Origin of the sequence: Collimonas humicola (genome assembly GCF_018304945.1) — a bacterium.
GTDB lineage: Bacteria > Pseudomonadota > Gammaproteobacteria > Burkholderiales > Burkholderiaceae_D > Collimonas > Collimonas humicola.
Genome location: NZ_JAGQEE010000001.1, coordinates 581,336 through 605,927, shown reverse-complemented (window position 1 = coordinate 605,927; position 24,592 = coordinate 581,336). Strand labels below are relative to the sequence as shown.

General features: G+C 60.0%; 22 protein-coding genes. 7 read left to right on the top strand and 15 right to left on the bottom strand.

Annotated features, from left to right (window positions below; all coding sequences use genetic code 11):
- Position 1: 1 nt before the first annotated feature.
- Both KHU30_RS02880 and KHU30_RS02875 read right to left on the bottom strand, forming a co-directional pair.
- Positions 2-1,162: an ABC transporter permease gene (locus tag KHU30_RS02880; RefSeq protein WP_230411511.1), complete on the bottom strand. Its 1,161-nt coding sequence runs from the start codon at positions 1,160-1,162 to the stop codon at positions 2-4.
- A gap of 179 nt (positions 1,163-1,341) precedes the next feature.
- Complete coding sequence (locus tag KHU30_RS02875; protein ID WP_407928014.1) at positions 1,342-2,385, bottom strand: sugar ABC transporter substrate-binding protein; 1,044 nt, start codon at positions 2,383-2,385, stop codon at positions 1,342-1,344.
- A 207-nt stretch (positions 2,386-2,592) separates the two neighbouring features.
- Here KHU30_RS02875 and KHU30_RS02870 point away from each other — a divergent pair, with 207 nt between their 5' ends.
- On the top strand, positions 2,593-3,459 hold the full coding sequence (locus KHU30_RS02870) for a MurR/RpiR family transcriptional regulator (RefSeq protein WP_211441121.1): 867 nt from the start codon (positions 2,593-2,595) through the stop codon (positions 3,457-3,459).
- A gap of 127 nt (positions 3,460-3,586) precedes the next feature.
- On the opposite strand, the gene KHU30_RS02865 is transcribed toward KHU30_RS02870, so the two are convergent.
- The 3 genes from KHU30_RS02865 to KHU30_RS02855 all read right to left on the bottom strand — a co-directional run bounded on the left by KHU30_RS02865 (position 3,587) and on the right by KHU30_RS02855 (position 7,077).
- Positions 3,587-4,624, bottom strand: coding sequence for a Gfo/Idh/MocA family oxidoreductase (locus KHU30_RS02865; protein WP_211441120.1), 1,038 nt, complete (start codon positions 4,622-4,624; stop codon positions 3,587-3,589).
- Positions 4,621-5,613: an inositol 2-dehydrogenase gene (iolG, locus tag KHU30_RS02860; protein ID WP_211441119.1), complete on the bottom strand. Its 993-nt coding sequence runs from the start codon at positions 5,611-5,613 to the stop codon at positions 4,621-4,623. The genes KHU30_RS02865 and iolG overlap by 4 nt, the downstream gene beginning before the upstream one ends.
- Positions 5,614-5,787: 174 nt before the next feature.
- Entirely contained in the window at positions 5,788-7,077 is a 1,290-nt protein-coding gene (locus KHU30_RS02855; RefSeq protein ID WP_211441118.1) for an MFS transporter, read from the bottom strand.
- Between the two features lie 244 nt (positions 7,078-7,321).
- On the opposite strand from KHU30_RS02855, the gene KHU30_RS02850 reads away from it, so the two are divergent.
- From KHU30_RS02850 to KHU30_RS02825, 6 genes are all read left to right on the top strand, one after another.
- The gene (locus KHU30_RS02850) at positions 7,322-8,329 is read left to right on the top strand and encodes a LacI family DNA-binding transcriptional regulator (RefSeq protein WP_211441117.1); all 1,008 of its coding nucleotides are present in this window, start codon (positions 7,322-7,324) and stop codon (positions 8,327-8,329) included.
- A gap of 2 nt (positions 8,330-8,331) precedes the next feature.
- Complete coding sequence (locus tag KHU30_RS02845; protein WP_211441116.1) at positions 8,332-9,819, top strand: sugar ABC transporter ATP-binding protein; 1,488 nt, start codon at positions 8,332-8,334, stop codon at positions 9,817-9,819.
- Entirely contained in the window at positions 9,800-10,804 is a 1,005-nt protein-coding gene (locus KHU30_RS02840; protein WP_211441115.1) for an ABC transporter permease, read from the top strand. Before KHU30_RS02845 ends, KHU30_RS02840 begins: the two co-directional genes overlap by 20 nt.
- An 88-nt stretch (positions 10,805-10,892) precedes the next feature.
- A complete protein-coding gene (locus tag KHU30_RS02835; RefSeq protein WP_230427162.1) occupies positions 10,893-11,879 on the top strand; it encodes a substrate-binding domain-containing protein in 987 nt (328 codons plus the stop codon).
- Between the two features lie 67 nt (positions 11,880-11,946).
- Positions 11,947-12,999, top strand: a complete 1,053-nt coding sequence (locus KHU30_RS02830; RefSeq protein WP_211441114.1) for a sugar phosphate isomerase/epimerase family protein — start codon at positions 11,947-11,949, stop codon at positions 12,997-12,999.
- A gap of 2 nt (positions 13,000-13,001) precedes the next feature.
- Positions 13,002-14,210, top strand: a complete 1,209-nt coding sequence (locus KHU30_RS02825) for a Gfo/Idh/MocA family protein (RefSeq protein ID WP_211441113.1) — start codon at positions 13,002-13,004, stop codon at positions 14,208-14,210.
- Between the two features lie 61 nt (positions 14,211-14,271).
- On the opposite strand, the gene KHU30_RS02820 is transcribed toward KHU30_RS02825, so the two are convergent.
- From KHU30_RS02820 to KHU30_RS02775, 10 genes are all read right to left on the bottom strand, one after another.
- Positions 14,272-14,808, bottom strand: a complete 537-nt coding sequence (locus tag KHU30_RS02820; protein ID WP_211441112.1) for a phosphoribosyltransferase — start codon at positions 14,806-14,808, stop codon at positions 14,272-14,274.
- Between the two features lie 7 nt (positions 14,809-14,815).
- On the bottom strand, positions 14,816-16,129 hold the full coding sequence (locus KHU30_RS02815; RefSeq protein WP_098497181.1) for an adenylosuccinate synthase: 1,314 nt from the start codon (positions 16,127-16,129) through the stop codon (positions 14,816-14,818).
- 3 nt (positions 16,130-16,132) lie between these two features.
- Positions 16,133-17,281, bottom strand: a complete 1,149-nt coding sequence (locus KHU30_RS02810; protein WP_211441111.1) for an ATP phosphoribosyltransferase regulatory subunit — start codon at positions 17,279-17,281, stop codon at positions 16,133-16,135.
- Positions 17,282-17,514: 233 nt separating this feature from the next.
- Positions 17,515-18,411 (bottom strand): protease modulator HflC, encoded by an 897-nt coding sequence (gene hflC, locus KHU30_RS02805; RefSeq protein ID WP_211441110.1) that lies wholly within the window; start codon positions 18,409-18,411, stop codon positions 17,515-17,517.
- Entirely contained in the window at positions 18,411-19,709 is a 1,299-nt protein-coding gene (gene hflK / locus KHU30_RS02800; protein ID WP_211441109.1) for an FtsH protease activity modulator HflK, read from the bottom strand. The genes hflC and hflK overlap by 1 nt, the downstream gene beginning before the upstream one ends.
- A gap of 138 nt (positions 19,710-19,847) precedes the next feature.
- Positions 19,848-20,978, bottom strand: coding sequence for a GTPase HflX (gene hflX / locus KHU30_RS02795; protein ID WP_211441108.1), 1,131 nt, complete (start codon positions 20,976-20,978; stop codon positions 19,848-19,850).
- Between the two features lie 51 nt (positions 20,979-21,029).
- Positions 21,030-21,266: an RNA chaperone Hfq gene (hfq, locus tag KHU30_RS02790; RefSeq protein WP_019141241.1), complete on the bottom strand. Its 237-nt coding sequence runs from the start codon at positions 21,264-21,266 to the stop codon at positions 21,030-21,032.
- A 147-nt stretch (positions 21,267-21,413) separates the two neighbouring features.
- Positions 21,414-22,760: a ribosome biogenesis GTPase Der gene (gene der, locus KHU30_RS02785; protein WP_211441107.1), complete on the bottom strand. Its 1,347-nt coding sequence runs from the start codon at positions 22,758-22,760 to the stop codon at positions 21,414-21,416.
- 7 nt (positions 22,761-22,767) lie between these two features.
- Positions 22,768-23,907 (bottom strand): outer membrane protein assembly factor BamB, encoded by a 1,140-nt coding sequence (bamB, locus tag KHU30_RS02780; protein ID WP_329956630.1) that lies wholly within the window; start codon positions 23,905-23,907, stop codon positions 22,768-22,770.
- Positions 23,908-23,935: 28 nt separating this feature from the next.
- Positions 23,936-24,586, bottom strand: a complete 651-nt coding sequence (locus KHU30_RS02775) for a YfgM family protein (RefSeq protein ID WP_211441105.1) — start codon at positions 24,584-24,586, stop codon at positions 23,936-23,938.
- Positions 24,587-24,592: the final 6 nt, after the last annotated feature.

The following is a 24,592-nucleotide window of genomic DNA, read 5'->3' as shown; positions in this document are numbered from 1 at the left end:
ATTACCTCGCTTCCGTCACGCGGCGACGGACATAATTATTGAACAGCACGGCTACCAGCAGCATGACGCCGAGGAAGACGCGGAACCAGTCGGAATTGAGATTGGTGTAGGTAATGCCGATCTGCACCACGCCGAAGATCAGTGCGCCGAAGCAGGCGCCGATCACCGAACCGTAGCCGCCGGTCAGCAAGGCCCCGCCGATGACCGCGGCGATGATGGCTTCGAATTCCTTTTGCAGGCCGCGGTCAGCCGCGGCGGAGCCGACATCGGCCACCTGCAGCACCGCAAACAGGCAGGCGCAGAAAGCGGTAAATACGAACAGCGAGGTCTTGACGCGCTTGACCGGCACGCCGACGTTCTTGGCGGCATTGGCGTCGCCGCCGACGGCGAAGATCCAGTTGCCGAAACGGGTGCGCGCCAGCACGAAGCTTGCCCCCAGCGCCAGCACAAGCCACCAGACGATCACCTTGGGGATGCCGCCGACCAGCGGCTGGCCGCTGGCAGCCGTCGCAATCCAACCTTGCGTAGCCATCCAGTGGAACAAGCCGCTGCCGAGGTTGCCGGTGAACAGCCAGCTGCCCAGCCAGTCCTGCGCCGCCAGGTCGCCGACGCCGCTGACGATGGTGCGGTTGGCAAACATGATCGACAGCGCCAGCGTCAGGCCGCGCAGAATGAACATGAAGGCCAGCGTCACGATGAAAGACGGCAGCCGGGTCTTGACCACCAGGTACCCGTTCAGCCAGCCCAGCGCCATCGAACCGGCAAAGGCGAACATGACGGCCAGCCAGAACGGCCAGTGAAAATACACGGTGGGAATCGCCACCATCATGCCGGCGAAGCCGATCATGGAGCCGATCGACAAATCGAACTCGCCGGCGATCATCAGCACGCAGGCGCCGATCGATATCAGGCCGAGGTAGGCCGCCACCTGCATCCAATTGATGACGCCGTCGAGGTTGAACATGCCCGAATCGCCGGCGGCAAAACCGAAAACGATGAACACCAGGATGGCGCCGGCCAGCGAGGCAAATTCCGGCCGGCCTAGGAAGCGCTTCAAGGAACCTTCCTTGCGGACCCGCTCGTCCTGCGGAACGAGATTCTGCGGCGCCGGGCTATTGCCGTCGGCATGCAGCTTGTCAGCGTGCGCACTGCTTGAATTCATGACTATATCTCCTGCTTGTTTTGGCCAGTAGTGAAACCTCAGACTGGCGGCTCTTGTGGGGTGTTGCGGGATTCTGCGGGCGCAGCTGCGCCTGGGCCGGCCGCCCCGGAATTGCCGCCTGGCCGCCCCGGGGCAGCCAGGCAGGAAACACGATAGATTGGCTTGGCTAGCGAGATTGATTAACGATATTGGCCTGCGTATTTCAATACTTTATCCAGATTGTCCTTGGTGATGTAACCCGGGCCGGAACTGATGTGGCGCGGACCGTAGATCGGCGCCAGGCCATATTCAGCCAGGCGCGCCTGGAATTTCGGATTGGCTTTCAGCTTGGCCTGGATCGCAGCGACATCGGTAATCTTGTCCTGCGTCATGATGGCCAGCACGGCGACCGGGATATAGCCTTGCAGATAGGGTTGCTGGTCGATGGCGAACTGCACCGAGCCGTCCTTGATGCCCTTGGAGATTTCTTCGGAGAGGTCGAAGGTGGCGAACCACATCTTGCCTTTCAAGCCCATCTTTTGCAGCGCGCGCAAGCTTGGCGAGGCCGAATCAGGTCCCAGCGCCAGCACCGCCTGGGTGCCAGGGTTGTTGCGCAGATAAGCGCTGACCTTGCTTTCGATGCCGGTCGGATCCTGGCCGGCATCCAGCGTGGCTTTCTTGTAGTCGACGCCGATGGCATCGGCAAAGCCGCGGCAGCGTTCGAAGGAAGACGGGTTGGTGGCGTAATGATTGACGCACAGGAAAGATTTGATGCCTGCCGCCTTGGCTTTTTCTCCGGCGCCATGGCCCGCATCGTATTCCGGCTGGCCTACATGCATGATGGCGCCCAGCTCTTCACTTTGTTTCTGGGTGCCGGAATTGATGGTGACCAGCGGGATTTTCTTAGCCGTGACATTTTCCATGGCCTTTTTCAGCACGCTGAAATCGGCGATGCTGGCGATCACGCCATCGTAATGGCGGGCTGCAGCCTGCTCGATCAGGCGCGACATGTCGGCCAGGTCACCGTTCGGCGGATTGCGGTAATCGACAGTAACGTTGAAATCCTCGCCGGCCTGCTTGATGGCGTTCTTGATGGTGTTCCACCAGGAGTCGGAATCCGGCGCATGACTGATCAGGACAAACTTTTCATTGGCTGCATAACCGTTGCTCATCGCGCCCAAGCCCATCGCCAGCGCCGCCACCATCAAGACCTTCGACAGGCCTTTGCATCCGAGTCGTTGCATAGTCATCTCCATTGTTGTTTTATCTATGGTGAATCCAGGTTGATCCAGGCCGATCTTCAACGTCGGCAATAAACAATAGAACAAGCGGATTCAATATGCAACGTTTTTTTCAATTAAATTTAATTTAGAATTTTATTTTCATGTTTTGCATTCAACACATGAAATAACTTTATAATTGCCCGACGATATATACACAGAAAGCAAGCCATGGCAGACACCCCGACTGTCGACCAGTTGATGTTGCAAATCGCAGAACAGTACGCCACGCTCTCGCGCCAGCTGAAGCTCATCGCCACCTACGTGGAGCAGCATCGCAGCAGCCTGATGCTGGAGCGGATCAGCGACATTGCCGAGCATTGCCAGGTGCAGCCCTCCGCCATCGTACGCTTTGCCAAGCAGTTCGGCTTCAGCGGCTTCAGCGAGATGCAGGCGGTTTTCCGCGATGCCTATACGGCGCAAGCGATTCCGTCGCAAAATTACCAGCAGCGCATACGCAAGCTGATCGACGCCAAACCGACGCCGCTCACCAGCGGCTCGATGGCGCGCGAATTCATCGCTGCCAGCCGCAGCGGGCTGGACGAGCTTCTCAATGGCATGGACGACACGCAGTTCGATGCAGCCGTCAAGCTGCTGCAGAAGGCGGAAAACATCTATGTGATCGGGGTGCGGCGCTCGTTCCCGATCGCCAGCTACATCGTGTACGCCTTGCAGCACACGAACAAGCGCGTGCACCTGCTGTCCGGACTGGGCGGCATGATCCGCGAACAGATCCGCAGCATCGGCAAGAATGACGTCGTGATTGCCATCAGCTTTACGCCCTATGGCAAGGAAACCCAGGCTTGCGTCCGGCTGGCCCATCATCACCAGGCCAAGTCGCTGGTGATTACCGACAGCCAGCTGAGTCCGCTGGCCAGGCACGCGTCGGTCTTGCTGACGGTGAAAGAAGGCAGCGCATTTGCGTTTCGCTCGCTGACCAATGCCATGTGCTTGTGCCAGGCCCTGTTCATTGCCCTGGCTTACAGGCTGGAGCTCAATGTCGAGGAAACCGGCGCAATCGAAGGTTACGATGAATAAATAACAAGAGGATTACAGCGCCCCGCCTCACCCTCCTGTTTTCAGCTGCCCCATCGGATAACTAATCCGACAACTAACAACTATCGCGCCTGAGCGGATGTCGCTGCAAGCGCCGCTTGCAGCGGTTTCACAGCAACACCGGCTGCTTTGACAGCAGCGATTCGCGCAAGGCAATGCCGATCCGGGTCGCCTCGGTGGCGTCGGCCAATGTCAGGTCGAGCTTGCGCCGTTGCCGTATCGCCTCCACGAAGCTGGTGATCTCGGTCAGGAAAGCATCTTCAAAGCGCTCAAAGAAGCTGGGCAGGCACTCATTGCGAACGCCATGCGCATCGGCTATTTCCAGACGGTTCCTGCGCGGATTGCTGCCTACGGTCAGGCGCCCTGCCGTACCGGTGATTTCGGTCATGGTGTCATGTCCGTGCGCCATGGTGCGCGAGGCATAGAAAGTAGCCAGCTTGCCGTTGTCGAACTCGCAGATGGCGACGCCGTTGTCGACATCCTGGAACTGTTGCAGATCCTGGTGGATGGCGCGGGTGCCGCTGGCGTAGGCCCGGACCGGCTGCGGATTGCCCAGCAACCAGCGCGCCAGGTCGATATCGTGCACGCTGCAGTCGAGGAATATGCCGCCGCTGGTAGCCGCGAACTTGACGAAGAAACCGTCCGGATCATGCTGGTCGCAGGTTTGCGAATACACCATGAACGGCGAGCCGATGGCTCCTTGCTGGATTTTCTTGTAAGCGTCCTGGTAGCTGGCGTCGAAGCGCCGCACAAAGCCGATCATGACCTGCAGTTGCGGATGCCGCGCCGCTTCAGCTTCAACGCGGCGGCAATCCTCCAGGTCGAGCGACAGCGGTTTTTCGCAAAACACGTGCTTGCCGGCCTGCAAAGCCTGGATGATCTGCTGCGGATGCAGGGATGTCGGCGTTACCAGGAACACGGCATCCAGACCTTCATGCGCCAGCAACGCCGCATAGTCTTCATATAGATAAGGCACTTGCAAGGTATCGCGCGCCCATTCGAGTTCGCTTTGCAACGGGCTGCAGGCCGCAACCAGTGTGGCGCCGGCGACGCGCGACATGAGATTTTCTGCGTGGCGGCGCCCTAGCCTGCCGAGGCCGACGATCCCGACCTTCAGTATTGGCGCATGGTGTGATGATGGGCTCATTTGCTCAGCTCGATGGTACGGTTTTCACGCCAGGACAATGTCGCCGCCTCGGCCAGTTCCAGCGCCTTGACGCCGTCTTCGATGGTGGTGCGCACCGCAACCTTGTTGACCACCGCATCAAAGAAATGGGCAATCTCGCGGGCATAGGCCGCGCGATAGCGCTCCAGGAAAAAGTGCTCCGGCTTGTCCTGGCTGACGTGGTGGCCGCTGGCGGCGATCACCTCGGTCGGCTTGTGATTGCCTGCCTGCAGCATGCCTTTGCTGCCGAGCACTTCAAAGCGCTGGTCGTAGCCATAGGCGGCGCGGCGGCTGGTGTTGATCTGGCATAAACGGCCGCGGCGGCTGCGGATGGTGACGGCGGCGCAATCGATGTCGCCGGCTTCGGCAATCGCCGGGTCGGTCAGGCAGCTGCCGGTAGCGGAAATGCTGACCGCTTCGTCTTCCAGTATCCAGCGGAAAATATCGAAATCGTGGATCAGCATGTCCTTGAAAATGCCGCCCGAGCTTTTGATGTAGGAGACTGGCGGTGCACCAGGATCGCGGCTGGTGACGATCAGCATTTCCGGATCGCCGATCTCGCCGGCCGCCAGACGCGTTTTCAGTGCATCGAAGGTAGGATCGAAACGGCGCTGGAAACCGATCATGCAAGTCACCCCGGCGTCCGCCACCGCGCGCGCGCATGCCTTGGCGCGTTCCAGCGTCAGGTCGACCGGCTTCTCGCAAAAGATCGCCTTGCCTGCCGCCGCCGCGCGCATGATCAGGTCTGCGTGGGTATCGGTGCTGGAGGCGATCAGCACCGCGCCGATGCTCGGGTCCGCCAGCGCACTGTCGATGTCGCCTACCTGCGCACCGTGCTGCGCCGCCAATTCTTGCGCTGCCTGCGCATTCACGTCGCACACATATTTCAGCCTGGCGCCGGGCTGCGACACCAGGTTGCCAGCATGGATCTTGCCGATACGGCCGGCGCCGAATACCGCTGCATTAATCATGTCTTATCTCCGTTTATGTAGATGCCGCTACTTTCTCTTTCCTTATTGTAGACATGAATCGGATAATTTAGAAACATTTTTTCGTTTATTTTTTTTATCGAATATTTTTTGCATGGCAGGCAGGCAGCACCGGCGTTGACTGCCATGCATTTCCCGGACGGGCCGCGCGGAGCGTTAGCGCAGGCGCAACTTGTAACGCGCTGCAAGCGTGGCAATCACGCTCAATAACGCGCCGCCGATGACATAGAAGGTCACCGCCAGCTTGTTCTCGGTAACGGCGATCAGCCAGGTGATCGTCATGCCGGCGAAACCGCCGAAAATCATCACCGCGATGTTGTAGCTCAGGGACATGCCGGTGCCCCGGGTCTGGACCGGGAAAATATCCGACAGCAGCGCCGGCATGGAGGCGAAATACATGGTCATCAGCAGGCCGATCGCGCCTTGCACCAGCAGCAGGTTGATGAAGCTCGGATTAAACGACAGCCAGGAGAACAAGGGATAAGTCAGCAGCACGAACAGCACGCTGCTGCCCAGCATGAAGGGAGTGCGTCCATATTTATCGGAGAGCTGGCCGACCACCGGCGAGAACAGCAGCATGATCAGGCCGGCCAGGATCGTGGCGCTGAACGAAGCGGTCGACGTCATGCCCAGCTGCTTGACCGCATAGGTCGGCATGTAGACCACCAGGTAGACCGACACGGTAGCCATGATGACGCTGCCGGAACCGATCAGCAGCCGCATCTTCTGGCTGGCCACGATGTCGCGCAGCGGCGTGCGGGTAGCGTCGGCCTGGGCGAATTCAGGCGACTCTTCCAGGTTCTTGCGGATGTAATAGCCGGCCGGCCCGATCAGCAAGCCAAAGAAAAACGGCAAGCGCCAGCCCCAGGATTCCAGCTGTTCGACGGAGAGCTGCGACGACAGCAGCGCCCCGGCCAGCGCCGCCAGCACGATGCTCAGCCCCTGGCTGGCGACCTGCCAGCTGGAAAAGAAGCCGCGCCGGTGCGGCGCGTGCTCCACCAGGAAAGCGGTCGAGCTGCCGAATTCGCCGCCGGCGGAAAAACCTTGCAGCAAGCGCGCCACGACAATGCCCGCCGGCGCCCACAAGCCGATCTGGGCATAGGTCGGCATGATGGCGATCAGCAAAGTGCCGATCATCATCAGCAGGATCGACAGCGTCAAGGCAGCCTTGCGGCCGACCCGGTCAGAATAGGCGCCGATGACCACCGCGCCCAGCGGCCGCATGAAAAACGAAACACCGAAGGTGGCAAAGGTAATCAGCAGCGAAACGGTCTGGTTCGCTGTCGGGAAAAACAGTTTGGCGATGGTGACCGCCATGGCGCTGTACAGCAAGACATCGAACCATTCCAGCGCGTTGCCGATGGACGATGAAATGACGGCGCGCCAGGTCTGCGGGTGCTGTTCGAATGGCGTTGCGACGATGCTGCGGCTTGCAATGCTGCTCATAGACATATCCTTTTTTTGTTTGTTTTGCTTGACCACGGTGATGCCCCGGTTTTGTTTCTCCAGCTTCCTTTCCTGCACTTCGGCTCTCTCCCTCCTTCTCTTTTCCAAGTTCGGCCAAGTCCGGCCAAGTCCAGTTTCGATGCTGCATCACAGCATGGATTCATCTTGCCATCCATGCAACGAGCAGGTATAAAGCAAATGTAATCGATTACATTTAAATTAGCCACAGCAAACGAATTCCCCCATGCCGCCTAAAACCACGTCCGCCTCGATCTCCGCTGTCGCCCTGCATGCCGGCGTATCGGTGGCTACCGTGTCACGCGTCATGAACGACATGGATGGCGTTCGGCCCGGGACCCGCGACAAGGTCATGGCCTCCGTGACAGCGCTGGGCTATCGCATGAACCACCTGGCGCGCAACTTGCGCACCGCCGCCAGCCGCCTGCTGCTGACCATGGTGCCGGACGTCGGCAACCCGTTTTATTCAGAGATCGTGCGCGGCATCGACTGCGTCGCGCGCGAGCACGGCTACTTCGTCATGCTGTGCGATACCGGCGCCGAAGCCGGACGTGAAAGCGCCTACTTCGACCTGTTGCGCACGCACCGCGCCGACGGCGCAATCTGCCTCGACCCCGACACCGTGCAGCATGCACTGGCCAACGAATCGAACACCCTGCCATGGGTCGCCTGCTGCGAATTCGACCCCGGAATCGCCGTGCCGTATGTCGGCGTCGACAATTACCGCGCCGCCGGCGACGCCGTACGCCACCTGATCGCCCGCGGCCACACCCGGATCGGCCTGATCAATTCGGACCAGCGCTACCGCTACGCGCGCGAGCGCCAGCGCGGTTATCTCGACGCCTTGCAGGCAGCCGGATTGCCGGCACGCCAGGAATGGCGGCGACAGGTCGACAGCCTGGACTACGACGCCGGCAAACACGCCACGCTGCAGATGATGGCGCAGCCGGAAGCGCCTAGCGCCGTCTTCGCTGTGTCGGACACGCTGGCCATCGGCGCCCTGAGCGCCCTGCGCCAGTTGAACAAACGGGTTCCGGATGATGTCGCCGTGGTGGGCTTCGACGATATCGCCATCGCCGCGCAAACCTGGCCGGCCCTGACCACCATCGCCCAGCCCATGCGCGCCCTCGGTGAAACCGCCGCGCAGCTGTTGCTGCAGCGGCTGGCGGACCCGGAGGCAATGGTGCAAGGCGTGCTGCTGCCCCACCGGCTGGTCCAGAGAGAAAGCAGCTGACCATGAGCGTCGCCGTCCGCTTCGAGAATATCCGCAAGGATTTTGGCGCGGTGCGTGTGCTGCACGGCGTCAGTTTCGACCTTGAGCTGGGCCGGGTCTACGGCTTGCTGGGCGAAAACGGCGCCGGCAAATCGACCTTGATGAAGATACTGGCCGGTTATGAAAGCATCACCGAAGGCGAACTGGTCATCGACGGCGAGAGCCGCCATTTCACCGGTTCGCGCCAGGCCGAGGATTGCGGCATCGTCCTGATCCATCAGGAATTCAACCTCGCTGAGCACCTGACCATCGCCCAGAACATTTTCCTAGGCCATGAGAAACACAAGGGCTGGCTGCTGGATGACGCCGCCATGCGCAGCGAAGCGGCGGCCTGCCTGGCCCAGGTCGGCCTCGACCTGGATCCGGACACCAAGGTCAGCGCCCTGATCGTCGCCGAAAAACAGCTGGTGGAAATTGCCAAAGCCCTGTCGCGCAAGGCGCGCCTGCTGATCATGGACGAACCCAGCGCGACCCTGACCTCGAGCGAGACGCACAGGCTGTTTGCCTTGATGGCGCAGCTCAAGCAGCAAGGCGTCACCATCATTTACATCTCGCACAAGCTCGACGAGATCGAAAAACACACGGATGAAGTCATCATCATGCGCGACGGCCGCTTCATCACCCGCGAACCGACCGCCAGCCTGGACCGCCACCAGATGGCGAACCTGATGGTAGGACGCGACGTGTCGGACATGTTCCCGCCCAAGACGCTGCCGGCGGCGGATGCGCCGGTCCTGCTCAAGGTGGAAAACCTGGCGGTGCCGGGCTGGATTCCGGACCTCGGCTTTGAAGTGCGCGCCGGCGAAATCCTCGGTTTTGCCGGGCTGGTCGGGGCCGGCCGCACCGAAGCCATGGAAGCGCTGATCGGCCTGCGCCCGCGCAGCGGCGGCCGCATCGCCATCGGCGGCGAGCAGCTGGACCTGCGCAGCCCGCGCCAAGCCATGCAGCACGGCCTGACTTACCTGAGCGAAGACCGCAAGGGCAAAGGCTTGCATGTCGATCTCGGCCTGCGCGAAAACCTCACCCTGATGACGCTGGAGCGCTACAGCCATCCCCTGCTCGACCTGCGGGCGGAAAAACAGGCGCTCGCCCGCGCCATCCAGGACTTCAGCATCCGCACCGGCAACCCGCAAGCGAAGGCGCGCATGCTGTCCGGCGGCAACCAGCAAAAGCTGGCGCTGGCCAAATACCTGCATGCCGATCCGCGCGTCGTCATCCTGGACGAGCCGACCCGCGGCGTCGACGTCGGCGCCAAGCGCGACATCTATTTCCTGATCCAGCGCCTGGCCGCCGAAGGCCGGGCGGTGATCGTCATTTCATCCGAACTGATCGAACTGATCGGCCTGTGCCATCGCGTCGCCGTCATGCGCGCGGGCGTTGTGCAAACCACGCTGGCCAGCGACCAGCTGACCGAAGAGGAGTTGATTTCCCATGCTACCGGCACCCGTTGATTTCCGCGCATCCGCCCGGTTTTTCCAGCACCTCAACCATCTGAAGGGGCTGGGCCCGGTGCTCGGGCTGGCCGGCCTGTGCATCGCCGGCACCTTGCTCAACGGCGATTTCGCCACCATCGACAACCTGATGAACGTGCTGACCCGCACCGCTTTCATCGGCATCATTGCGGTCGGCATGACGTTTGTCATCATTTCGGGCGGCATCGACCTGTCCGTCGGTTCCATGGCTGCGCTGATTGCCGGCAGCATGATTTATTTCATGAACATGCTGGTGGGCGCAGGCGTCCTCGGGCCGCTGGCCGTCGTCGCGACCGGCATCGCGATGGCGCTGCTGCTTGGCCTGGCCTTCGGCCTGCTGCACGGCTTGCTGATCACCAAGGGCAAGATCGAGGCATTCATCGTCACGCTCGGGACCTTGGGCATCTTCCGCTCGGTGCTGACTTACCTGGCCGATGGCGGTGCGCTGACGCTGGACAACCAGCTGTCGGACCTGTACAGCCCGGTCTACTACACCAACCTGCTGGGCGTCCCGATCCCGATCTGGGTGTTCCTGGCGGTGGCGCTGGGCGGCGCGCTGATCCTGAACCGCACCGCTTTCGGCCGCCACGTGCAGGCGATCGGCTCAAATGAACAGGTGGCCCGTTACGCCGCCATCCGGGTCGATTTCGTCAAGACCTGCACCTACATGCTGCTGGGCGTGTGCGTCGGCATCGCCACAGTGCTGTACGTGCCGCGCCTGGGCTCAGCGTCGCCTACCACCGGCCTGCTGTGGGAGCTGGAAGCGATTGCCGCCGTGGTGGTTGGCGGCACCGCGCTCAAGGGTGGCTCCGGCCGCATCGTCGGCACCGTGGTGGGAGCGATCCTGCTGTCCGTGATCAGCAATATCCTTAACCTGACCAGCATCATCAGCGTGTACCTGAACGCCGCGGTGCAAGGCGTCGTCATCATCGCAGTAGCTTATTTCCAGCGCGGCCGGCATTGAGGGTTCCTGCCGGCGGCGTCATGCTGTTTGTCGTTTGTAATTTCAAAACCGGATGCCGATAGCGGCGCCACCAACTGGAGGAGATACCATGCATTCGATCCATCGCATTTTCAATCGCGGCTTGCTGGCAAGCGCTGCCCTGGCGACACTGGCCGTATTTTCGTATGGCGCCGCCCTGCCCGCCTGCGCCGCCGAAAAGGTCACGCTCGGCGTCGCCATCCCCACCGCTACCCACAGTTTCACTTCCGGCATCGTGTGGTGGGCCAACGAAGCCAAGAAAGAATTGGAAAAAGCGCATCCCGACCTGAAGATCATCGTCAAGACCTCGGCTGCGGCATCGGAACAGGCCAACCAGCTGCAGGACATGCTGACCGTCAACAAAATCAACGCCCTGGTGATCTTCCCGCTGGAATCGGCTGCGCTTACCCAGCCGGTGGCGCAGGTCAAGGGCAAGGGTGTGTATGTCACGGTAGTCGACCGCGGACTGACCAATACCGCGGCCCAGGATGCCTATGTCGCCGGCGACAATACCGCCTTCGGCAAGCTGCCGGCCGAGTACCTGGCCAAGCAGCTCAACGGCAAGGGCAACATCGTGGTGCTGCGCGGCATCCCGACCACCCTGGATAACGAACGGTTCGATGCCTTCAGCGCCGTCATGAAAGGACATCCGGACATCAAGATCCTCGACGCTAAATACGGCAACTGGAACCGCGACGACGCCTTCAAAGTGATGCAGGATTACCTGACGCGCTTCCGCCAGATCGACGCAGTCTGGGCGGCGGATGACGATATGGCGGTCGGCGTGCAGAAAGCCATCGACCAGGCCAAGCGCAGCGACATCAAGGAGATTTTCGGCGGCGCCGGCGCCAAGGGAGCCGTCAAGAAAATCATCGACGGCGACAAGATGATCAAGGCGGACGTATCGTATTCGCCGAAATTCATCTACGACGCCATCAAGATGACCGCCGAAGCCCGCCTCAAGGGTGAGAAGCTGCCGGCGACCACCATCATTCCTTCGGTCCTGATCACCAACCAGAACGCCAAGCAGTTCTATTTCCCTGATTCGCCGTTTTAATTGCCGGGCCGCGCTGCCGAGCCGGCGCGGCTGACATTCCGCATGCTCTGCACGAAAGGATTGCACCGTGAAAACGATACTAGGTCCGGCCCTGTTTCTGGCCCAGTACATGGGTGACAAGGCGCCGTTCGACACCCTCGAAAACATGGCCAGGTGGGCGTCCGCGCTGGGTTACAAGGCGCTGCAGCTGCCTACCGACGCGCGCCTGTTCAACCTGGAGCTGGCGGCGCAAAGCCAGGCCTATTGCGACGATGTCGCCGGCATGCTGGCTGGCCACGGTTTGCAGGTCAGCGAACTGTCGACCCACCTGCAAGGGCAACTGATGGCGATCCATCCGGCCTACGACCTGCTGTTCGACGGCTTTGCGCCGCCGGCGCTGCGCGGCAATGCGGCGGCGCGCACTGCCTGGGCCGTGGACCAGTTGCATTGCGCAGCCATCGCCTCGCGCCGGCTCGGCTTGCGCGCGCACGTCACGTTTTCCGGCGCCCTGGCCTGGCCCTACCTGTATCCCTGGCCGCAACGTCCGGCCGGACTGGTGGAAACCGCATTCGCCGAACTGGCGCGCCGCTGGCGTCCTGTACTCGACGCGTTCGACGAGGCCGGCGTCGATCTTTGTTATGAACTGCATCCTGGCGAGGACCTGCATGACGGCGTGACTTTCGAGCGTTTCCTGGAAGCGGTCGACCACCATCCGCGCGCGAATATCTTGTACGACCCCAGCCATTTCCTGCTGCAACAGCTGGACTACCTGGCGTTCATCGACATTTATCACTCGCGCATCAAAGCCTTCCACGTCAAGGATGCCGAGTTCCGCCCCGACGGCCGGCAAGGCGTCTACGGCGGATTTTCCGACTGGCAGGAACGGGCCGGACGCTTCCGCTCCCTGGGCGACGGCCAGATCGATTTCAAGGCCATTTTTTCCAAGATGGCGCAGTACGATTTCCCCGGCTGGGCTGTGCTGGAATGGGAATGCGCGCTGAAGCATCCGGAAGACGGCGCGGCCGAGGGCGCGGAATTCATCCGCCGCCACATCATCCGCGTCAGCGAGCGCGCCTTCGACGATTTTGCCGGCAGCCAGGTGCAAGCGGCGCAGATTGCACAACTATTAGGATTGGACTAGACATGGGCATCAATCACGGCAAGCAGGAAACCAGGCTGCCACGGCGTTTGCGCCTGGGCATGGTGGGCGGCGGCGACGGCGCTTTCATCGGCGCCGTGCACCGCATGGCTGCACGGCTGGACGACCATTACGAACTGGTGGCGGGAGCGCTGTCCGGCAACCCGCTGCGAGCGGCGTCCAGCGCCGCCGCGATACGCCTGGACCGCAGCCGCAGCTATGCCGATTATCGCGACATGGCGCAGCGCGAAGCCGCCCGCCCGGACGGCATCGACGTGGTAGCCATTGTCACTCCCAATCACCTGCACGCGCCGGTCGCCACCGCTTTCCTGGAAGCCGGCATCCACGTCATCTGCGACAAGCCGCTCGCCGTTTCGCTGCAAGAGGCGCAAGCGCTGGCAGCCCTGGCGCAACGCAAGAACCTGGTGTTCGCCCTTACCCATACGTATACCGGCTACCCGATGGTGCGCCACGCCAAGGAACTGGTTGAGTCGGGCGCGCTAGGTGAATTGCGCCTGCTGCAGGTGGAGTATTCCCAAGACTGGCTGGCCGATGAAATCCCCGCCGCTGCTGCCGCCGCCGAGGACGGCACGCAAGATCCGGCGGCGCTCGGCTGGCGCTCAGATCCCGCGCGCAACGGCCCGGCAGGCACCCTGGGCGATGTCGGCAGCCACGCCTACCAGCTGGCGCAATACGTCAGCGGCGCGACGCCGACCCAGCTGCTGGCCGAACTGCATACTTTTGTGCCGGGACGCCTGGTCGATGATCATGTACAAGTGATGCTGCGTTACGCCAACGGCGCGCGCGGCACGCTGTGGGCCAGCCAGGTCGCCACCGGCTGCGAGAACGCGCTGCGGCTGCGCCTGTACGGCAGCAAGGCCAGCCTGGCGTTCGACCAGGAGCACCCGAACCAGCTGTGGCTCACGCCGCAAGGCGGCCAGGCGCAATGCCTCACGCGCGGCCGCGCACAGGGCCAGGCCGCGGCGCACGCCACCCGCGTGCCGGCCGGCCATCCGGAAGGCTATCTGGAAGCGTTTGCCCAGCTCTACGTCGACGCTGCCCAGCAGATCTCGGCACTGAACGACGGCCGATCTATCCCCGACCATAGCCGCTTCCTGACTACCGTCAAGGATGGTGTGCAAGGCATGGAATTCATCGAGGCAGTGCTGCGCAGCCATGCGCAGGATGCCAGCTGGGTCAGCCTGGGACGCTAGGCATGGGCGTAAAAAAGCCCCGTTGCATCAGCTAACGGGGCTTTTTATTCAGCACGCTCGATTACCTCGATACGCCCTTTCTACTCCATGCTTCCAGCTGATGTGGACGCAAACTGTCGTATTCTTCAAACGGCTGATGAATCCACGGATTGGTCGGCAGGTAGTCGACGTAGAAATCCGGTTTCAGCGTAGAACACGCCTTCCACCAGATCACTGCCGACTTGACCTCCGTCACCGGCGCATAGTTTTCTTTCAGGTGATGCAAGACCTTGTCCAGCGTGACGCCAGAATCGACTAGGTCGTCTACCACCAGCACGCGGCCCGCCAGGGCGCCGCGGCTCATGGTGATGTGCTTGCCGATATCAAGCTCGCTGCGCACCGTGCCGGCCTCTTCGCGGTATGAGCTGGTCGACAGGATCGCCAGCGGCACATCGAAAATACGCGAGAACACGTCGCCCGGACGCAGGCCGCCGCGCGCCAGACACAGCACCTGATCGAACTGCCAGCCGGAGGCGTGAACATTCAGGACCAGTTTTTCAATGATGCGGTGATACTCATCCCACGACACCCACAGGTGCTTGTCATCAGATTTATTCATATTGTTTTTATTTAAATGGGTGGCGCAGAACGATGGTTTCCTCACGGTCAGGACCGGTCGAGACCATATCGATAGGCACGCCTACCAATTCTTCGATACGTTTGATGTAGGCACGGGCGGTGGCAGGCAAGGCATCCATCGATTTGGCGCCGACCGTCGACTCGCTCCAGCCTGGCATTTCTTCGTAGATAGGCTGGCACAGCGCCGCTTCTTCAGCGCCGACCGGGAAAATATCCACGGTCTTGCCGTTGAGCGTGTAGCCGGTGCACAGCTTCAGTGTCTCCAGGCCATCGAGCACGTCCAGCTTGGTCAGGCACATGCCGGAAACGCCATTGATCTGCACCGAACGCTTGAGCAAGGCGGCATCGAACCAGCCGCAGCGGCGGGCGCGGCCGGTGACGGTGCCGAACTCGTGGCCGACGCTGGCCAGATGCTTGCCGACGCCCTGGTCGGTCGGCAGTTCGGACGGGAACGGACCGGAGCCGACACGCGTGGTGTACGCCTTGGTGATGCCCAGGATGTAGTGCAGCATGTTCGGACCGACGCCGCTGCCGGCAGCGGCGTTGCCGGCCACGCAGTTGCTCGATGTGACGAACGGGTAAGTGCCGTGGTCGACGTCCAGCAGGCTGCCCTGCGCGCCTTCGAACAACAGGCTGGCGCCGTTGTTGTGGGCGGCGTACAGGTCGCTCGACACGTCAGCGACCATCGGCCGCAGGCGCTCCACGGTTGCCAGGGCGTCGTCCAGCGTCTTTTGATAGTCGACAGCCGGCGCCTTCAGGTAATTGGTGAGGACGAAATTATGGTATTCCAGATTGGCTTTCAGCTTTTCTGCAAAACGCTCTTCGTTGAGCAGGTCGGCCACGCGGATGGCGCGACGGGCAACCTTGTCTTCATAGGCCGGGCCGATGCCCTTGCCGGTCGTGCCGATCTTGGCATCGCCACGCGCCGCTTCGCGCGCCGCATCGAGTGCGGTGTGGTAAGGCAGGATGATCGGGCAAGCTTCGGATATCTTCAGGCGCGACGCCACTTCGACGCCGGCGGCCTGCAGCTTGTCGATCTCGCGCAGCAGGTCAGGCACCGACAGCACCACGCCATTGCCGATGTAGCAGGCCACGCCTGGGCGCATGATGCCGGACGGGATCAGCTGCAACGCAGTCTTGTGACCGCCGATGACCAATGTATGGCCAGCGTTATGGCCGCCCTGAAAACGCACAACTGCTTGTGCGTGATCGGTCAGCCAGTCAACGATCTTGCCTTTTCCTTCGTCGCCCCATTGGGTGCCAATCACAACGACGTTTTTTGCGGTGCTTTTCTGTAACATCACTTAGTCCAAATTTTTGATAATCCAGTTTCCATTTTCGAGTACGACCGCGCGGTCGCAATCGAACTCGTCTTGATCGTTTTCATGGCCGGGCAGACTCTGGATCACAACTTCCCCAGCCTTGCGCAATTCAACGATCTTTTCCTTCAAACCTGCTTCAATTCCCCAAGGCGCATGGATCGCGCGCTTGCGGATTGCCACCGGAATCAGTCTTGCCAGCTCTCGCAAATCCATCGAGAAGCCGGTCGCCGGCCGCGAACGGCCGAATGCCGCACCAACGTCGTAGCGGCCGCCGCGCAGTATCGCGTTCGGCAAACCGGGCACATAGGCGGCGAAAATCAAACCACTTTCGTAATGATACCCGCGTAAATCGGCTAAATCGACGGTGACGCAATCTTTCCCGGCAGCTTCCGCCAGGGTTTCCAGTTCGTCAAGCGCTTTGGCGATGGCCGGCAAGGCTGGCAGCACCTGGCGCGCCTGCTGCAGCACGCTGGCGTCGCCGTATAAGCCAGGCAAGGCCAGCAAGGCGGCGCGGGTGGCCGGCTTGTAATCGACGCTGATGGTGCGCAAACCGGGCAAATCCTTGGCTTCCAGCAACGCTACCAGCGCGCTTTCATCGACCTTGGCGGCATGATCGCCGCCAATGATGGTGCGCAAGATGCCAACATGGCACAAATCCAGGCGCACCTGGGTAATCCCGGCCAGCGCCAGGGTCGCCAGCGCCAGTTCCTGGATCTCGGCATCGGCTTCGAGGCCAAGATGACCGTAGATTTCAGCGCCGATCTGCAGAGGCTCGCGGGTGGCATGCAAGCCTATCTGGCGGGCATGCAAGACGCTGCCGACATAACACAGGCGGGTCACCGACTCGCGATTGAGCAAATGCGCGTCGATGCGCGCCACCTGGGTGGTCATGTCGGCGCGGATGCCGAGGGTGCGGCCGGACAGCTGGTCAACCAGCTTGAAGGTGCGCAGATCGGTATCCTGGCCGGCGCCGGCCAGCAGCGATTCGAGGTATTCCAGCATCGGCGGCATGACCAGCTCATAGCCGTACAGACGGAAGTTGTCCAGGATCAGGCGGCGCAGATCTTCTATCTTGCGCGCCTCGGACGGCAGGACGTCGGCGATATTTTCAGGGAGAAGCCAATTTGGCATAGGAAAAATGAATCTAAGGAAGGTTACTTTTCACCGGACAGCGGACATCCGCTTGCCAGCAAAACAACATCATTAACTTTAATGGGCCTGGATCTTTGCAAGAACCATTGCGACGAATTACAGCAAAAAATTACTGCAAAGAACTGCTGCAAGTACGCCGTCGCCGAAAATAAGGAATGGCGCCTCTATCGAGGGCGCCATTCCCAGACTACTTTATCCTTGCAGCGGCTGGCTTATTTTTTTGCTGGCGCTGCCGTCCCGCCACCGGCCGGACTGCGGAAATATTTAAAGAATTCCGAGTTCGGATCGATCACCATCAAGTCCTGGCGGGTCTTGAAGCTGGCGCGATAAGCTTCAAGGCTGCGATAGAACTTGTAAAACTCCGGATTCTGGCCGAATGCCTGGGCATAGATCTGCGAAGCCTTGGCGTCGCCCTCGCCGCGCATCTTTTCAGCATCGCGATAAGCCTCCGCAAGGATCACTGTACGCTGCTTGTCGGCATCGGCACGAATCTTCTCAGAATCGGCTGAACCGGTGGAACGCAATTCATTGGCGACCCGCAAACGCTCGGATTTCATCCGGTCATAGACGGACGCATTGATCTGGTCGACGTAGTCGACACGCTTGAGGCGCACATCGATGATATCGACGCCGATCTGCTTGGCTTCTTCCGCCACCTTGGAACGAATCGAATCCATGACTTTGCCGCGCTGGCCGGAAATCACTTCGCGCACGGTGCGCTTGGTGATTTCATCGTTCAGGGCTGCCTTGACGATTTGCGACATGCGGTCTTGCGCGCGCTTTTCATCGCCGCCGAAACTGACGAAATACAGTTTCGGATCGGTAATGCGCCATTTTACAAAGGCGTCGATCAAGATGTTCATTTTTTCCGCGGTGATGAAACGGTCGGTATCCGGCGGATCGATGGTCAAGATACGCTTGTCCAGGAACAGCACGTTCTGGAACGGCGGCGGCAGCTTGAAATGCAGGCCAGGCTGGTTGATCACCTGCTTGACTTCACCGAAGGCGAACAGGATCGCATACTGGCGCTGGTCGACCACGAAGATCGTCGAAAACATCAGCCATAGCGCCAGGAAGATGCATATCAGCAATGAGATAAGGCGATTCATTATCGACCCTCCCGATCACGGGAGTCGCGACTATCGCGCGACCGCTCATCCGACTGCGGCCGCTGTTCTACCGTGCTGGCGCCGTCTTTCATCGCCGTCGACGGGATCGTGCCGGTGCTTGCGCTGGCGGCGGCCGGTGCAGTAGCGCCAGACACTGATTGCGAAATCAGTTTATCCAATGGCAAATACAATAAATTACTCCCGCTTTTAGCATCAACCATTACTTTTGTCGTATTCGCAAAAATCTGCTGCATCGTGTCCAGATACATCCGGTCCCGCGTCACCGCCGGCGCTTTCTGGTATTCGGCCAGCACCTGCTTGAAGCGTGAGGCATCGCCTTCGGCATTGGCGGTAACCCGTGCACTGTAAGCTTCCGCTTCCTGCAGCAAGCGCGATGCTGCGCCGCGCGCCTTCGGAATCACGTCGTTGGCGTAGGCCTGGCCTTCATTCTTCTGACGCTCGCGGTCCTGGCTGGCCTTGACCGCATCGTCGAACGCCGCCTGCACCTGCTCCGGCGGTTGCACGCCTTGCATGGTGACGTTGGTGATCTGCACGCCGACCTTATAGCGATCCAGGATCTGCTGCATCAGCTGGCTGGTATCGAGCGCCACTTTTTCGCGGCCTTCGTACAGCACGAAATCCATCTTGCTCTTGCCGACGACCTCGCGAATCGAGGTTTCCGCCACCTGGCGTACAGTCTCTTCCGGGTCGCGCACGTTGAAAATCCAGTCCGATGCGCTCTTCAGCGTGTACTGCACGGCAAACTGGATGTCGATGATGTTTTCATCATCGGTCAGCATCAGGGCTTCTTTCGGCTGCTTGTTCTTGGCGTTGGCGCGATAGCCCACTTCCACCGTACGCACCTGGGAAACATTGACGATTTCATGGCTTTGGATAGGATAAGGCCAGCGCCAGTTGAAACCTGGCGTGGTCGCATGGCTGTACTTGCCGAATGTCATCACAACGCCGGTCTGGCCTTCCTGCACGGTAAAGAAACCGCTTGCCAGCCACAGCAAGGCCACTACCACGGCAATCGCGCCGACGCCGACGCCGGCGCCCTTCATGCCTGGATTGAAGCCGCCACCGCTGGAATCACCACCTCCGCCGCCGCTTTTACTGCCAAGCAGGCGGGTCAAACGCTGGTTGAAGTCTTGCCACAGCTTGTCCAGATCTGGAGGGCCGTTGTTTGGCTTTTTGCCATCGTTGTTTTGCTTGTTGTCATTTTGCGAATTGCGGCCCCATTGCGGGTCGTTCAGCGAAAATTTCAAACCAAGTTTTTTGAATAGGGTACCAAGCATTCGATCGTTATCTTTAAGTAAATAAAACAAATAGGTTGGAATGCTCGTGAGAGGCGTTTGATCAACGTTGCTTACTTACAATTACCTTTACAGTTCAGTTACCTTATAAGAACTTGTAAGAATTTGTTTAAAACCGGTTCACACCTGTTTAATGTGGTTATCCTCAAGATCCGCAGCCGGCGCCGGATAGGCCGTTGCTGTTGGTACCCGGGCAACAAATTCTGTAATGGCCTGACGCAATAAGTCCAGGCCTATGCCCTTTTGCGCGCTGATAAAAACTCGCTGAATTTTATCATACTCATCACGCTCGGCCGAAGGCTCCAGTTCTGCCGCATCGATCTTATTCCACACCAGAATCTGCGGAATATGGTCGGCGCCGATTTCCTTCAACACCAGGTTTACCTGCTCGATCTGCTCCATGCGCGCCGGACTTGCCGCATCGACCACGTGCAACAACAGGTCGGCATGGATGGTCTCTTCCAGGGTAGCCCGGAATGCAGCTACCAACTGATGCGGCAATTCACGAATGAAACCAACCGTATCCGAAATCACTACACTGCCCGCCTCGCCCAGGTAAACCCGCCTGGAAGTGGTGTCCAGCGTTGCAAACAGCTGGTCCGCGGCATATACGCCGGCCTTGGCCAGCGCATTGAACAAGGTTGACTTGCCGGCATTGGTATAGCCCACCAGCGAAATCGAAATCGTCGCACTGCGGCCGCGCGCCCGCCTTTGCGTTGCGTGCTGCTTATGCAGCTTGTCCAGCCGTGCGCGCAAGGCCTTGACCCTGTCGCCCAACAAGCGGCGGTCGGTTTCCAGCTGGGTTTCACCCGGGCCGCGCAGGCCGATACCGCCCTTTTGTCGTTCCAAGTGAGTCCAGCCGCGGATCAGGCGCGTCGCCAGATGCTGCAACTGCGCAAGCTCAACCTGCACCTTACCCTCATGGCTTTTGGCTCTTTGGGCAAAGATGTCGAGGATCAGGCTGGTGCGGTCCAGGACTCTGACTTTGAGTACTCGCTCAAGATTGCGCTGCTGGGCGGGTGACAAGGCGTGGTTGAAAATGACAATTTCAAGTTCATCATCAAACACGGCGTCGGCGATTTCCTGTGCCTTGCCGGAACCGACAAACAAGGCGGCGTCCGGGCTGCTGCGCTTTCCGGTGATGGTGATCAACGGCAACGCGCCGGCAGACTTGGCCAGCAAGGAAAGCTCTTCGAGACTCGCGGCAAAGTCGCCTTTGCCGAAGTCCACGCCAACTAGCGCTGCGCGCATAGGAACAATCGAGTAGCCGCCCCGCTCTGCGACAAAGCGGCCGGCAAATGGTTATTCTGCTTCAGATTCAAGATTCAGATTGACAGCGCGAGCAGGAACTACGGTTGAGATGGCGTGTTTGTATACCATTTGGGTAACGGTATTGCGCAATAAAACGACGTATTGATCGAAGGATTCAATATGGCCCTGCAGCTTGATGCCGTTGACCAGATAGATAGAAACCGGAACATGTTCCTTGCGCAAGGCGTTCAAAAACGGGTCTTGTAACAATTGCCCTTTATTACTCATGGCTACTCCACTGTGTTGTTGTGATTAGAAGTCAAATGCAAAATGCATATTAGAACCAATATGATTCTAAGTGAATGACTCGGTGGGTGTTTTACGAATGTAAACGATTTTCAGATTTACTGCTTAGAAAAAAGTATTTTTAAAAAATTATTTTTCCTGGCGCGCGTATGGATTCCGGCTGGATCTGAATTCGATACGTAATGGAGTCCCGACCAGCGAAAAAGTTTCGCGGAAATGTTTTTCCAGATAACGTTTATAGTTATCCTCGATCGATTCCAGGGCATTGCCATGGATGACGACGATAGGCGGGTTCATGCCGCCCTGGTGGGCATAACGCAGCTTCGGACGGATCGAACCCTTGCGCCGCGGCTGCTGGTGCTCCACTGCTTCGATCAGGGCACGCGTCAGTTTTGGCGTGGTCAGATTGGACATCGCTGCCGCATAGGCGGAATCGATGGATTTCATCAAAGGCGTGATGCCGGTCGACTTCAATGCGGAAATGAAGTGGAATTTCGCAAACGACAGGAAATTCAGCTTGCGGTCCATGTCCATCTTGATTTCATCGCGACGGTCGCTGGTCAGGCCATCCCATTTGTTGACGCCGACCACCAGCGCACGGCCGGTTTCCAGCACGAAGCCGGCGATATGGGCGTCCTGCTCCGAGATATCCTGCTGCGCATCCAGCAGCAGCAAGACTACGTTGGCTTCCGAAATCGATTGCAAGGTCTTGACCACCGAAAATTTCTCGATGGCTTCAAACACCTTGCCGCGCCGGCGGATGCCGGCCGTGTCGATCAAGGTGTATTTCTTGCCGTCGCGCTCGAACGGAATCTCGATCGAATCGCGGGTCGTGCCCGGCATGTCGAACGCGATCACGCGCTCTTCGCCCAGCAAGGTGTTGACCAGGGTCGACTTGCCGACATTCGGCCGGCCGACGATGGCAATCTTGATGCCGCGATCTTCCTTGCCTTCAGGCTCCTCCACTTCCGGCGGACGCTGCGCGAACGCCAGGTCCAGCGATTCTTCCACCAGGTCGGCAACGCCGTCGCCGTGCGCAGCCGATATGACATACGGATCGCCCATGCCGAGTTCGTAGAATTCGGCGGTGACCGAGGTGTACTTCATCCCTTCGGACTTGTTCACCACCAGCATCACCGAGCGGCCCGATTTGCGCAGGAAATCGGTGATGGTCTTGTCATGCGGCGTCAGGCCCTGGCGGCCGTCGACGATAAAGATCACGACGTCGGCTTCTGCCACGGCCTGCTTGGTCTGCTTGGCCATTTCGTGCATGATGCCTTCTTTGGCCACCGGCTCGAAACCACCAGTATCAATCACCAGGAATGGCCGCTCGCCGACCCGCCCTTCGCCATAGTGGCGATCGCGAGTCAGGCCGGGCAAATCGGCGACCAACGCATCACGGGAACGCGTCAGGCGATTAAATAACGTCGATTTGCCGACATTGGGACGTCCTACAAGTGCTATTACTGGCTTCATTAAAATCTTACTCTGTCGCAATAGCGATCAATGTTCCTGCTTTGGTTTGAAAAATCACATTAGAGCCAGCTACCACCGGGTTCGGCAGTACTGCGCTGCTATCTGCACGGATCCGTGCTTTCAGTGCGCCGTCTTCGCGCGACAAGAAGTGAATATACCCTTCAAAATCGCCGACAACCACTGTGTTGCCCAATACCACCGGAGTAGTCAGGACACGGTTGGCCAACTGCTTGTTTTGCCATACTACCGCACCGCTGTCCAGAGTGAACGCGGAGATTGCGCCGCGTTCGTCAGCCGCATAGATGTTATGGCCATCGCTGCCGACCCCGACATCGCTGGAGAACGGCTTGACCCAGTGCGCGTTGCCGCTGCCGGCATCGAAACAGCCGACCCGGCCTTGATAAGCGACGGCGCAAACGTCACGGCCGACGATCACCGGCATGCCGGAAGCGTCTGCAACCCGTTCCAGCTCGGTAGTGCCGCGCGGATCGCCGATCGCCATTTCCCACCATGGGCCGCCGTTAGTCAGGTTCAAGGCCGACAAGCGGCCACCCGGCAACGACAGGAATGTTGCCTGCGGAACAACCAGGATACCAGGCGCCGAGCGCAGCGTCAGCGTCGGCAAAGTGCGCAGCACGGTCCAGCGGCGCTCGCCGGTTTCGGCGTCGAATGCGGAAATGCGATTGTCCTGGCTGCGGACGATCACCAGCCCCTGGCCTACCGCCGGCGCCGACAGGATCTCGCTGGAAGCCTGCGCCTGCCAACGCTTCTTGCCTTCGGCGTCAAACGCCAGCAGCATGCCCTTGTCGCCGGCTACGGCGACAATCGTGCCGTCCGTGCCGACGCCGCCGGTCAGCTTGCTGCCGGCGCTGATCTTCCAGGCCACCGCGCCGGTAACGGCGTCGATGCGGACCACGGTGCCGTCGGTCGCTGCTGCGTACACGCTGTTGCCGGCAACTGCCGGCGAGAATGTAAAGATGGAAGCACTGCCTATCGATTGCGTCCATGCAGGATGGACTTTCAGGCTTTGCGTAAACTCGACCAAAGGTGCCGGCGGATTACTTGGCGCCTTGCCGCTGAACAAGGAACAGCCGCCCAATATCAGCAGAGCGCCAGCACAGGCAACCTTCACCGCTCGCATAGTCATAACACGCATATTCTTCCTTTTCGAATTATCAGGCTGCCGCTTTGGCTGGAGCTCCGCCAATCGCATCCAGTTTCAATTGAATCAATTGTTTGCCGGGATTCTTGCTATCCATCTTGTCCAGCGCCAGCTGGTAAGCGGCGCGTGCTTCGTCGAGCTTGTTCTGCGCGACAAGGATGTCGCCCTTGCGGTCAGCCGCGGCGCTGGCGAAAGGTGCGGGCAAGTCGGCCGCCAGCACTTTCAAGCCATCGTCATAGGCCTTCTGGTCCAGCAAGATGCCCGCCAGGCGGATTCTGGCCAGCGCCTTGTAGTCTGCATCGTGACCATGATCGACCACCCATTGCAGCTGTTCCTTGGCGGCGTTCAGATCGTTGGCGTCGAACGCTGCCTTGGCGGCAGACATGGCGGCCATGCCGGCATAGGCGGTGCTGCCGAATTTCTGCTGGATATCGGCGGCGGCGCGCTGCACCTTGGCGTTGTCTTTCGCCGTCACAGCCTTTTGCTGCTCGTCGTAGAGCTGCGAAGCCTGCAAGGCCTGGCTGCGCTGGTAGTAGTTCCAGCCGGACCAGCCGGCATACGCCGCCAGCGCGATGATCAGCACCCAGGTGGCCAGATTGCCGTACTTGTCCCACCAGTTCTTGAGCGTTGCCAGTTGTTCCTGTTCGTCGAGATCGAATGCCATATGATT